This is a genomic window from Corynebacterium sp. HMSC074C05, assembly GCF_001838325.1.
Taxonomy (GTDB): domain Bacteria; phylum Actinomycetota; class Actinomycetes; order Mycobacteriales; family Mycobacteriaceae; genus Corynebacterium; species Corynebacterium amycolatum.
The window spans coordinates 37084-48426 of the sequence record NZ_KV836295.1 but is presented as its reverse complement, the minus strand read 5'-3'; the positions used below and the strand labels follow the sequence as shown (position 1 = coordinate 48426).

The window sequence follows — 11343 nt, the reverse complement described above, 5'->3', positions numbered from 1 at the left end:
AAAGTGACTAGGTTTATGACACGTGAATTGCATTCACTCGCAATTTTTTGCCATAAACCTAGTCACTAAGTCTGGGGGCGGGGATCCGCCTTATGGGGATAGGGGCCAGCTCTACTCAGGCCCCTATCCCAACTACAAAACCACCGTGAACTAATGGGACTTGCGGTGGGAAAGCGAATCGACGCTCTGGCCCTTCTGCTCCAGCTGCTTGAGTAGCACGTCGCGGACGTCCCGGCGGCGGACCTTGCCCATCTGGTCACGCGGCAGTTCCTCCAGGTGGAAGAATGCGCGCGGCACTTTGTACCGGGTCAGGTTGTCGTAGCAGTGGTCGCGGTAGGCATCGGAATCCAGTCGGGCGTAGTCAGCAAGAGTGATGGCGGCTACGACCATCTCGGAGCCGTCGCTCTTTGGCAGGCCGACAACCGTGGCATCGGTGATGTCCGGGTGGGAGAGTAGTACTTCCTCGACCTCGGCCGGGTAGACATTGAAGCCACCGGTGATGATGACCTCCTTGATGCGGGCAACCAGCTTGATGAAGCCGTCCGACTCCATGACTCCGACATCGCCGGTGCGGTACCAACGGTCGCCAGCGGGAAGCTCAGCCGGCCCATCGGTAAAGGACTTCTCCGTTGCTTCCGGGAGGTTGAGATAACCGGCGAAAACCTGTGGGCCTCGGACGATGACCTCGCCCTCCTCGCCGTCAGCGCGGAGCTTGGTGGGGTCATCGGGGTCAACGATGGCGACCTCGGTGTCAGGGAAAGGCAGGCCAACGTAGCCCGGGCGGCGGTTACCGTCCATCGGGTTGCCGACGATAATCGGTGAGGTTTCGGTGAGACCGTAGCCCTCGACAAGGCGACCACCAGTGAGCTTCTCCCACTTCTGCACGAGGGAAACCGGCAGGGTAGCGGCGCCACAGAAGGCGAACTTCACGCCGGAGAGGTCGACATTATCCCGCTCGGCGGCTTCGACAATTTTCTCGTAGAGGGTCGGCACGCCAGGAACCCATGTCGGGCGATTGTTCTTCATCACCTTCATAATCAGCGGAATCTCCGGTGACGGCACCAGTACCAGTTCAGCGCCAATCAGCATGGACAGGTTAGTGACAATGGTCAGGCCGTAGGCGTGGAACATCGGCAGGATGCCAAGGGAGATTTCCCGCTCCTTGCCAAGGCCCGGTACCCAGGCCTTGCCCTGCAGAATGTTGGCGACCAGCCCGCGGTGGCTCAGCTGCGCGCCCTTCGGCGAGCCCGTGGTGCCAGAGGTGTACATCATCACTGCAGTGTCATCGGCAGTGATGGGCTCATCGGCCTGGAGGTCGTGGCCGTCTCCGCCGACGGCGTCGTGAAGCAAAGCATCAAAACCCATGACCTGCGGTGCGGAGGAATGCAGCTTAGCGCGGGCGGCGCGGAGTTTCGGCAGCGGGATTGACAGGGCGGTGCGCATGACAAACGGCAGATCCTGCAGCATGTTGACCGCAATGATGGTCTCGAGCGGGGTGTTGCTGCGAAGGTCTTCAAGTACGGGGACGATCTTGTCCCAGCAGATGGCAAAGCGGGCACCGTGGTCGTTGAACGGATGGCGCAGCTCGTGGGCGGTGTAGAGGGGGTTGTGCTCTACGGCAACAGCGCCGAGATGCAGAACTGCCCAGTAGGCGATGACGTGCTGCGGGCAGTTCGGCATGAGCAGTGCCACGCGATCGCCTTTGCGTACACCGAGTGCGCGCAGGCCGGCGGCAACGCTGCGAACCTTGGCATCCAGTTCGGCATAGGAGGTAGAGCGACCGAAGAAGGTCAGTGCCTTGCGGCGCGGGTGGTTGCTCAGAGTGTGGCGGTAGACATCTAGGAGGGTGTCGAAGTTGTAGTCAATGTGAGGCGGGGTCCACTCCGGATACAGGTTCAGCCAGGCCTTGGAAATAGCAGCGTTGGGTGTCGAACCGTTAGCTGGGGCAGAGTTTTTTTCAGCGCGCGAGCTGGATGTATCGGCCATGGGGTCCTCCTAGTTTTTGTGTGTGACCTGACCACGTCGTGAGGTGATAATAACTTACGACGTAGTAGGTATCGACCCCTATTGTGCCGTACGTCGCACTGCAATGTCGGGATTTCTATACACGTATTTGAGGTACTCATTTGCGGGGTTGCCCTTGGAATAGGCACTCTGGGCAGTATGACCGAAACATTTCCGTCGGCAACGGCGGGCGCAGACGCCGCCACCCCAAACACCACCTCTAATACCCCGGCGTGGCCGAACCGCATCGCGATGATCTCCATGCATACCTCTCCGCTGGAGCAACCGGGCATCGGTGACGCTGGCGGCATGAATGTCTACGTGCTGCGCACCTGCGAGGAGTTGGCGCGACGCGGTGTGAAGGTGGATGTTTTCACTCGCGCCACGCGTTCCAGCGATGGACCGGTGATTCAGGTCAGTGAGAATTTCCGTGTCATCAACATAGTGGCTGGCCCATATGAGGGGCTGGAGAAGTCAGACCTGGCTACGCAGATGCCGGCTTTTGCTGGCGGGGTTATTGAGTTCGCCCGCAAACAGGGGATTGAATACGACCTGATTCATTCGCACTACTGGCTCTCTGGCCAGGTGGGGTGGTTGCTGTCGGATTTGCTTGATATTCCGTTTGTGCACACGGCGCACACGCTGGCGGCGGTGAAGAACCTCCATCTGGCGGAGGGGGATACGCCAGAGCCTGAGTCGCGTCGTATTTGTGAGCAGCAGATTGTGGACAATGCGTGCCGGCTCATCGTCAATACAGATGCCGAAGCTAAGCAGCTCGCGGATCTCCACGATGCCGACCCGTGGCGCATCAATGTCGTGCCGCCCGGGGTGGACGTGGAGCTCTTTTCGCCGGGCAGCGATCGTGCCACCGAGCGGTCCCGTCGTGAGCTGGGCATCCCGTTGCACACTAAGGTCATTTTGTTCGTTGGTAGGCTGCAGCGGCTGAAGGGGCCGCAGGTATTGCTGCGCGGTGTTAGCGAGCTCATGCGTCGCCATCCCGCCACTAATGTCCGAGTGATTATCTGCGGTGGCCTGTCCGGTTCTGGGGTGCACGCGCCCGACGAGTTCACCAATCTCGCCGCGGAAGAGGGGATCGATCACCTAGTCCGTTTCATGCCCCCGCGCCCGCCGCAGGACCTGGCGAAGCTCTACCAGGCCGCAGACATCGTCGCCGTGCCCAGTTACAACGAAACTTTCGGGTTGGTGGCGATGGAGGCTCAGGCCACCGGCACTCCCGTTGTCGCGGCGAATGTTGGCGGGCTCTCCATCGCTGTCGACGATGGGGTCAGCGGTTTGCTTGTCGACGGTCACGAGCCCGCAGCCTGGGCCGATGCCCTCGGTCGCCTGGTGGAGGACGACGAGCTGCGCATTAAGTTGGCCACCCAGGCGCGCGAGCACTCCTTGGAGTTTTCCTGGCAAAAGACCGTGGATCGGTTGGCCGATGTCTATCATCGAACCGAACTCCAAAAGGAAAATTGTCCCGGCTCTATCCGGGATGCGGGTGGCTCTCGGTAGGTTTCGTTAGCTTCAGAATCGCCAGGGCCGTAGCCACATAAACAGGGAGATGATTCACGATGAGCACGGACATCCAAGGACTGCTGAAATCCCTCGGTGAGCAGCTAGAACGTCTCGGTGTTGAGCATGGCATTGCCGACAATGCCGCCGTGGTGGTTCTGCCTGGTAAGAAGAAGCTGAAGACCGTCGTTGGCCTCATCCCGGCGCCTGACTCCCTGCGTGTCGAAGCCTTCGTTTGTCGCGCTGTCGAAGAAAACCACGAGGCCGTCTACAAGTGGTTGCTGCAGCGCAATCGTCGGCTGTTCGGCATCGGTTACACCATTGACGCCGCCGGCGACATCTACCTGGTTGGTCAACTGCCGGCTCAGATTTCCGACGATGATCTCGACCGCCTCCTTGGTCAGCTGCTGGAGACGGCCGATGGGGACTTCAACCAGATCCTCGAACGCGGCTTTGCATCGGCAATTAAGCGCGAGTGGGAGTGGCGGGTTGACCGCGGGGAAAACCTGGCCAATCTGGAGCAGTTCCGCCACATGGTTGAGTAGCCGGGGGTAGTAACCCACATAGCGGGGCAACGAACGGCGGGCTCTCCAGTTTTGGGGCACAATTGGGGGTATGAGCAATGGAAAACTGATTCTTGTCCGTCATGGCCAGAGTGAGTGGAACGCATCCAACCAGTTCACGGGCTGGGTCGACGTTGCACTGACCGACAAGGGCCGCGCTGAGGCAGTACGTGCCGGTGAGATGCTCGTAGAGGCAGGCCTGAAACCGCAGGTGCTCTACACATCGCTGCTGCGTCGCGCAATTAACACCGCACACATTGCCCTGGATACCGCTGACCTGGTGTGGATTCCGGTTATCCGTGACTGGCGTCTGAACGAGCGCCACTACGGTGCTCTGCAGGGTCTGAACAAGGCAGAGACCAAGGAGAAGTACGGCGAGGACCAGTTCATGTCCTGGCGTCGCTCTTACGACACTCCGCCGCCGGAGCTGTCGGATGACAGCGAGTTCTCGCAGGCTAATGACCCGCGTTACGCCAACCTGGATGAGGTTCCGCGCACGGAGTGCCTCCTGGACGTCGTCAAGCGTTTCATTCCTTACTTTGAAGAGGAAATCCTGCCGCGTCTGAAGGCCGGTGAGACTGTCATGGTGGCAGCTCACGGTAACTCGCTGCGTGCACTGGTCAAGCACCTGGACAACATCTCGGACGAGGACATTGCCGCTCTGAACATCCCGACCGGTATCCCGCTGGTTTACGATTTTGATGCTGAGGGCAAGGTTTTGAACCCGGGTGGCACCTACCTGGATCCGGAAGCTGCAGCTGCAGGTGCTGCTGCTGTTGCCGCTCAGGGCAACAAGTAAATATGTAGGTGATTGATAGGCCGATAAGGGGCGCAGCCAAGTGAGGCTGTGCTCCTTGGTCTATTTAGGGCTAGCGAGCGCAATAGTTTTTCAGCGCGCGCGGATCGTGAAAAGAGCTTAGGGTAAGACCCGTGTCAAAAATCATTATCGCTGCTCTACTAGGTGCTGCGGTTATGGCAGCTGTGCTGATTCTTGGTGGAGTTGTCTCGGGTGCCTATAACGCCGCTCGGCGCCAGAGGAGCGACGAGGAAAGTTCAATAACCACCATGGCGCAGGTCATGCACCTGGCCATTCAGAAGTCTCCGACGGGGGTGGTGGTCGTTGACATCTCCCGTGATTTGATTTTGTCCAACTCCATGGCCCACAAGTTGGGGCTGGTTTATGAGCGCCGCCTGAATGATGTGGGCTGGGAAGCTGCAGAAAAGGTTTTTGACTCGCAGGAGGACCAGGAGCTGACACTGGTGTTGCCGTCGCGCCGGGCAGGGGCGCCGGACACGATCGTCCGTTGCCAGCTGACTCCGCTGTCACTGGTGGATGACCGTTTTGTGGTGATTTACGCGGCGGATGTCTCCGAACAGGCCCGCATGGAAGCCGCACGACGTGACTTTGTGGCCAACGTTTCCCATGAGCTTAAGACTCCCGTCGGGGCTATCAGTCTGTTGGTTGAGGCGTTGAATGAAGCTACCGACGACCCGGTGGCAGTGCGTCACTTTAGTGAGAGCCTGACGCAGGAGTCCAAGCGGATGTCGACGATGATTACGGAGCTCATCTCGCTGTCGAAGCTGCAGGGGGCGGAGCCGCTGCCGGACATGTCGCCCGTGAAGGTTGAAGAGATCGTCCAGGCAGCGGTGCGTCGTAACCAGATGCTCGCGGAGCAAGCGGGTATTGAAATCACCGTTGACTGTGAGCCGGAGTTGGTCGTTGAAGGTGAGCGCAGCCTGTTGATTACTGCGGTGTCCAACCTGATTTCAAACGCCATCAACTACTCGCCAGAGGCCACGCCTGTGTCCGTGACTGCAGTCAAGGAGGATAACGACACCGTCGCTATCCGGGTAACTGACCGTGGTATTGGCATTTCTCAGGCGAACCAGAAGCGCATCTTCGAGCGCTTCTTCCGTGCGGATAAGGCACGCTCGCGGGCGACAGGTGGTACAGGTCTGGGCTTGGCAATTGTTAAGCACGTCGCAGCGAACCACAAGGGAACCGTCAAGCTGTGGAGTCGACTGGGCACTGGATCGACCTTCACCATTGAGCTACCGCTGATGGATAAGACCGGTTCCGCGTCGAATGACGGCGATGTATCTGCACGTTTGCCGATCGGGCACACTCCGCCTGCGGGTAAACTTGTGGCTAAGAAAAACGCGCAGCGTGGTACGGGCAAATCCCGCGGCAAGGATAAGGATTCCCAGAACAAGGATTCCAAGGAAGGAATGAAGTAATCCGTGACTGAGGTACTTATTGTCGAAGACGAGACGGCTTTGGCGGAGCCGCTAGCGTTTCTGCTGCAGCGCGAGGGATTCGAGGTGCGGATGGCCGCTGACGGCCAGGAAGCACTTGCAGAATTCTCCAAAGCAGAACCGGACATTGTGCTGTTGGATCTCATGCTGCCAGGTATGAGTGGCACCGAGGTCTGCAAAAACATCCGCTTAAAGTCCGCTGTCCCAGTGATTATGGTCACCGCCCGTGACACTGAGATTGACAAGGTCGTCGGCCTCGAAATTGGTGCGGATGACTATGTGACCAAGCCTTATTCCTCTCGGGAGCTTATTGCCCGTATCCGGGCTGTGCTGCGCCGCGGTCGTCACGACGACTCCGACGATGTCGAGGAGCTCTACGAGGAGGTCTTGCGCGGCGGCCCAGTCGTGCTGGATGTCGAGCGCCATGTAGTCACCGTTGACGGCGATGATGTCGCAATGCCGCTCAAGGAATTCGACCTGCTGGAGTACTTGCTGCGCAACCGTGGTCGTGTGCTAACCCGTGGCCAGCTCATCGACCGCGTCTGGGGCTCCGACTACGTCGGCGACACCAAGACGCTGGACGTACACATCAAGCGCCTGCGCTCCAAGATTGAGCGCAATCCTTCCTCGCCTGAGTTCCTGGTCACCGTTCGCGGCTTGGGTTACAAGTTCGAGGACTAACGCAGCTAACTGCTGCCGATGATCTCCGCTGGCGATCTGATGAATCCTCGACGTTAAACCTCGTCTGGGGACAGCCCCTCGGCCGCTGCGCGTGTGGCCGGGTGAATCGCCAGCAGTGGGTAGCCGCTCGGCCCGAAAGCCTTGGCCGCGCCCGCTGCCTCTCGGGCCCGGCAGTGCTCCGCCAGAATTTCGTAGCACTCTTCGCCGATGAGCTCGATTAGCTCAGACTTGTGCGTGCGCCACATCGGTTCGCCACCGGCATGTGTGGCCGGCGCGCCCGTGCAGAACCATTCAAAGTCCTCGCCGCCATCGCCCCAGCCGCGACGGTCGTACTCAGTAATAGTCGTGCGCAGAATCTCCTGGCCGTCTGGGCGTTCCTCCCAGTCCTCCAGTCGACGTAGCGGCACCTGCCAGCACACATCTGGCTTGACCTTCACTGGGTCAATGTCGTTGGCCATCGCCCACTGGTGGATGGCACAGCCCGCACCATTTCGCCACCCCTTACGGTTGGCAAAAATGCAGGCATTATTCAGGACCTTCGTTTTCAGAGCAGGCTCAGGCTCTCCGTTTTCGTCGTCAAGCTCGTCCCACACTAACCACGGTTCCAACGGCTCGGAGGGATCGGTTTCGTAGGTTTCGAGCCACTTCAGCGTTTGTTTGGGGCGGTTCTGCCACCACTGGGGCTCTGGGGAGTCGCCTTCCATCCGCTTGACGACGTCAATAACCCTCTCGCGGTCTTCGTCGTCGGTGATAAAGGCGCCATGGCCGCAGCATCCGACATCCGCGTTCGCGGAGTCGATGCCCAGGCAAGCGGAGGTGCCGAAGGCGCATTGATAGGAGCTCATCAACCAGGTTAGGTCGCAGGTGATGATGTGTTCTGGGTCCTCTGGGTGGGCGAACTCGAACCACTCTCGGGGAAAATCATAGGCGACTTCAGCGGGAGATGGTTGTGGTCCGCGACCGGGGCGGGGGTGGGGTTGATTCACACCAATACACCGTAGACCGTCTAACCTACTAAGAGTGAGATTAGGTGTATTAGATGTAGGTAGTAATACCGTCCACTTGGTGATGGTGGACGCCCGCCGGGGCGGACATCCGACTCCGATGAGCGATTCCAAGTCGACGATGAAGCTGGTCGAGTACCTGGATAAGGACAACAACCTGTCCAAGAAGGGCATTGACAAGCTGACGGGCTACGTCGCTGAATCCAAGGAATTGGTTGAGCAGATGAAGTGCGAAGAGATGATTAGTTTCGCCACTTCGGCTGTTCGCGATGCCGCCAACGCGGACGAAGTACTCGCCCACGTCGAGAAGGAAACTGGCATTAAGCTGCAGATTCTCTCCGGTGAGGAGGAGGCTCGTCTGACCTTTTTGGCAGTACGGCGCTGGTACGGCTGGTCTGCTGGTCGTCTAATCAACCTGGATATCGGTGGCGGCTCTCTCGAGTTGACGTCGGGTAACGATGAGGATCCGGAGGCCGCGTACTCACTGCTGCTCGGTGCGGGCCGTTTGACCCACGAGTGGTTCGAGACCGACCCGCCGGAGCGTAAGAAGATTGACCTGCTGCGCGACTACATTGATGCTGAGCTCGCTGAGCCAGCTCGTCATCTGCGTACGCTTGGTGAGCCGGACTTGGCTGTCGCCACCTCGAAGACTTTCCGCACTCTCGCCCGCCTGACTGGTGCGGCGCCTTCCGCCGCTGGTCCGAGGGTTAAGCGCACTCTGACTGCGGCTGGTTTGCGTCAGTTGATTGCGTTTATTTCACGCATGACGGCGGCTGACCGTGCTGAACTTGAGGGTGTTAGTGCAAATCGTTCTCACCAAATTGTCGCAGGTGCTCTCGTTGCAGAGGCTAGTATGCGAGCATTGGGATTAGAGAAGGTCGAGATTTGTCCTTGGGCTCTGCGCGAGGGCATTATCTTCCGACGACTGGACAGTGACCTATACGGAAAGGGTTGAGATGAGCGAGGAAAAGCTCACCGTTGCCGAACTGCTGGCGCGGCGGCAGAAGGAGGGAGCCCCCTCTGAACCACCGCGGCGCCGCCGTCGACGCAGCCTTGAAGAAGGCGGTGTGTCCGTTCAGGAACTCACTGGCTCAATCCCTCGCGTTAAGGCCGGCGAACCGCGGCGTGGTGCGCACGCTCTTTCCAACGCAGACGACGGTCAGACGACTACGAGCGATTTGCTTGCCGACGAAGCTGCGACCAACGGCACCGAAGAAGCACGGGCTTCCGAACCGGAGGCAGAAGCTCCGGAGCACTCGGAGGCCGTTGCTGAGTCAGTGATAGTTGCTGAAGAGGCGGATTCTTCGGAGCATGAGGTTCAAGCTGAGGCCGAGGCTGAAGTTGCTGCTCAGGAAGAGGAAGAGCTGGAATCAATTGAGGCTGACACCGAGGTCGCTGATGCCGAAATAGCCGACGCCGAGGTCGCTGACGTCGAAGCTGACGAAGTTGCCGAAGAATCGGCTGTTCCGGTTGCTCCGGCAACTCCGCAGCAGGAGCAAGCTGCGCCGAGCATGCCAACTACGCAGCCAGCAGCCACTGCAGTGCCATTGGCAATTCCGATGGAACCCCGTCCGGTCATGGTCAACTCCGAGCGTTCGGAGATTACCTACACCTTTACCGAACTGCGTGACATGGCAGACGAGTCGCAGCAGATTGGGGAGCCGGGGCCAGTCGCTCGTGCAGTACTCACCGGTTCCAACGCTTACGACGACCGTCCGACTGCCTCCATTCCGGTTGTCCAGGACAGTGTCGACGAAGAGGCTGCGGCATCCGCGGAATCGGATGACGTCGACGGTGAACAGCTTGCTGAGTCTGAAACAACAGAAGCTCCGGAAGAGCAAACCCGTGTGCTGCCGCAGGTGGAAGAGGCAGACGCAGCCGGTGAGACCGAAGCTGCTCAGGAAACGGATACCTTCGAGGCTGCCGACGCTGATGCCGATACCGGTGCCGCTTCCGAGGCGGCAGTAGCAGCCGCTGTCGCTCCTGAAGTAGCACAGCCAGAAGACGTACAGGCCGAGACCACACCGACCCAGGTCGCAGCTGACGAGAAGCAGTCGGAGCCCCGGGACGTCGTTAAGCGTGATAAACCCAAGAGCTCCAAGGGCAAGGTCGCCGCGCGCGATGGCTACGCCGAGGACAATTCGCTCTCGGTGCCGTTGCTGCTGGTTCAGGTCTTCGTGGGTCTGATTGCTGGTGCATTGGTGTTCCTGGGCTTCACCATGGCCTGGTCGTCGCTGCCAAAGATCGTGGTTGTCATCATGGCTCTCGTGGTCGCTGGTGGCTTCGCGGGAATGGCTAACTACCTGCGCCGTGAGAAGGACAAACTGACACCGATTCTCGCGGGGCTTGTCGGTTTGGCACTGACATTTGGCCCCTGGATTCTCTTCCAGTTGTAGTGGGGCCAACAAGATAATCATCACCTGATGCAGGGGCCGGAAGCGAAGTTTTCCGGTCCCTGCATTCGCATGTGTGGGCCAGTTTTGGCACACTTAGCGTCCATGACAAGAATTGCTGTAATTGGTGGCGGAAAGATTGGTAGCGCACTCGTCGGTGGTCTCATCGACGGTGGTGTCTCGCCCTCCTCGATTTATGTGGTGGGGCGCACCAAGGAGAGCCTGGCCGGTCTGAAGGAGACCTACGGCATTGTCGATGCCGACGACCCAGTAGGGGCCGTCGACGGTGCCGACGTGGTGTTCTTGTGCGTAAAGCCGTACTTGATTATCGACATGCTCGAGCAGATTGCCGACGTGCTCGATGACTCTGAAGTTGACACCATCGTGGTGTCGATGGCGGCTGGCATCACGCTGGACAAGATGGAAGGTGTCTGTGCTGTCGGCACTCCGGTGATCCGCGTTATGCCGAATACCCCGATGCTGGTGGGTAAGGGCGTCTGTGCAGTCGCGCCGGGTCGCTTTGTCACGGAGAGCCAGACCGACGAGGTTGTCGAACTGCTGGAGAAGGTCGGCAGCGTTGAGGTTGTCGATGAGTCGCTGATGTCTGCAGTCACTGCCGTCTCGGGCTCTGGTCCGGCTTACTTCTTCCAGTTTGTCGAGGCGATGACAGATGCGGGTGTGAATCTGGGCCTCAAACGTGATCAGGCTAAGCGTCTGGCGTCGGCTACGGCTGCTGGTGCGGCCGAGATGATGATGCAGGAAGGTGCGGACCCGACTGCGCTGCGTGCTGATGTCACTTCGCCGGGCGGTACAACGGCAGCGGCCACCCGAGTTTTCGAGGAAGAGGGTATTCGCCGCGCGGTGCATCGCGCGCTGCAGGCTTGCTATGACAAGGCCAATGAGATGGGTAAATAAGTATTTCGCCGA

10 protein-coding genes are annotated in these 11343 nt (G+C 59.4%); 8 read left to right on the top strand and 2 right to left on the bottom strand.

The genetic code is table 11. The annotated features are described in order from the left end of the window. Positions 1–150 precede the first annotated feature (150 nt). Complete coding sequence (locus HMPREF3042_RS08400; protein WP_070856788.1) at positions 151–1986, bottom strand: long-chain-fatty-acid--CoA ligase; 1836 nt, start codon at positions 1984–1986, stop codon at positions 151–153. A gap of 270 nt (positions 1987–2256) precedes the next feature. On the opposite strand from HMPREF3042_RS08400, the gene mshA reads away from it, so the two are divergent. From mshA to HMPREF3042_RS08375, 5 genes are all read left to right on the top strand, one after another. Then, a complete protein-coding gene (gene mshA, locus HMPREF3042_RS08395; RefSeq protein WP_210403447.1) occupies positions 2257–3519 on the top strand; it encodes a D-inositol-3-phosphate glycosyltransferase in 1263 nt (420 codons plus the stop codon). A 59-nt stretch (positions 3520–3578) separates the two neighbouring features. Next, positions 3579–4064: a type III secretion system chaperone family protein gene (locus HMPREF3042_RS08390; protein WP_070852009.1), complete on the top strand. Its 486-nt coding sequence runs from the start codon at positions 3579–3581 to the stop codon at positions 4062–4064. A gap of 70 nt (positions 4065–4134) precedes the next feature. Continuing rightward, entirely contained in the window at positions 4135–4881 is a 747-nt protein-coding gene (locus HMPREF3042_RS08385) for a phosphoglyceromutase (protein ID WP_070852010.1), read from the top strand. A gap of 131 nt (positions 4882–5012) precedes the next feature. Beyond that, the gene (locus HMPREF3042_RS08380) at positions 5013–6320 is read left to right on the top strand and encodes a sensor histidine kinase (protein ID WP_070856786.1); all 1308 of its coding nucleotides are present in this window, start codon (positions 5013–5015) and stop codon (positions 6318–6320) included. Positions 6321–6323: 3 nt separating this feature from the next. After that, on the top strand, positions 6324–7019 hold the full coding sequence (locus HMPREF3042_RS08375) for a response regulator transcription factor (RefSeq protein ID WP_070856785.1): 696 nt from the start codon (positions 6324–6326) through the stop codon (positions 7017–7019). A 53-nt stretch (positions 7020–7072) separates the two neighbouring features. Here the strand turns inward: HMPREF3042_RS08375 and HMPREF3042_RS08370 are convergent, their stop codons facing one another. Next, a complete protein-coding gene (locus HMPREF3042_RS08370; RefSeq protein ID WP_070856784.1) occupies positions 7073–8005 on the bottom strand; it encodes a DUF3109 family protein in 933 nt (310 codons plus the stop codon). A 34-nt stretch (positions 8006–8039) separates the two neighbouring features. On the opposite strand from HMPREF3042_RS08370, the gene HMPREF3042_RS08365 reads away from it, so the two are divergent. The 3 genes from HMPREF3042_RS08365 to proC all read left to right on the top strand — a co-directional run bounded on the left by HMPREF3042_RS08365 (position 8040) and on the right by proC (position 11331). Next, positions 8040–8978, top strand: coding sequence for a Ppx/GppA family phosphatase (locus HMPREF3042_RS08365; RefSeq protein WP_076773236.1), 939 nt, complete (start codon positions 8040–8042; stop codon positions 8976–8978). A 1-nt stretch (position 8979) separates the two neighbouring features. After that, positions 8980–10419 carry a hypothetical protein gene (locus HMPREF3042_RS08360; RefSeq protein WP_070856782.1) on the top strand — a complete coding sequence of 480 codons (1440 nt, stop codon included), beginning with the start codon at positions 8980–8982 and terminating at the stop codon, positions 10417–10419. A 102-nt stretch (positions 10420–10521) separates the two neighbouring features. Continuing rightward, entirely contained in the window at positions 10522–11331 is an 810-nt protein-coding gene (proC, locus tag HMPREF3042_RS08355) for a pyrroline-5-carboxylate reductase (RefSeq protein ID WP_070856781.1), read from the top strand. Positions 11332–11343 lie beyond the last annotated feature (12 nt).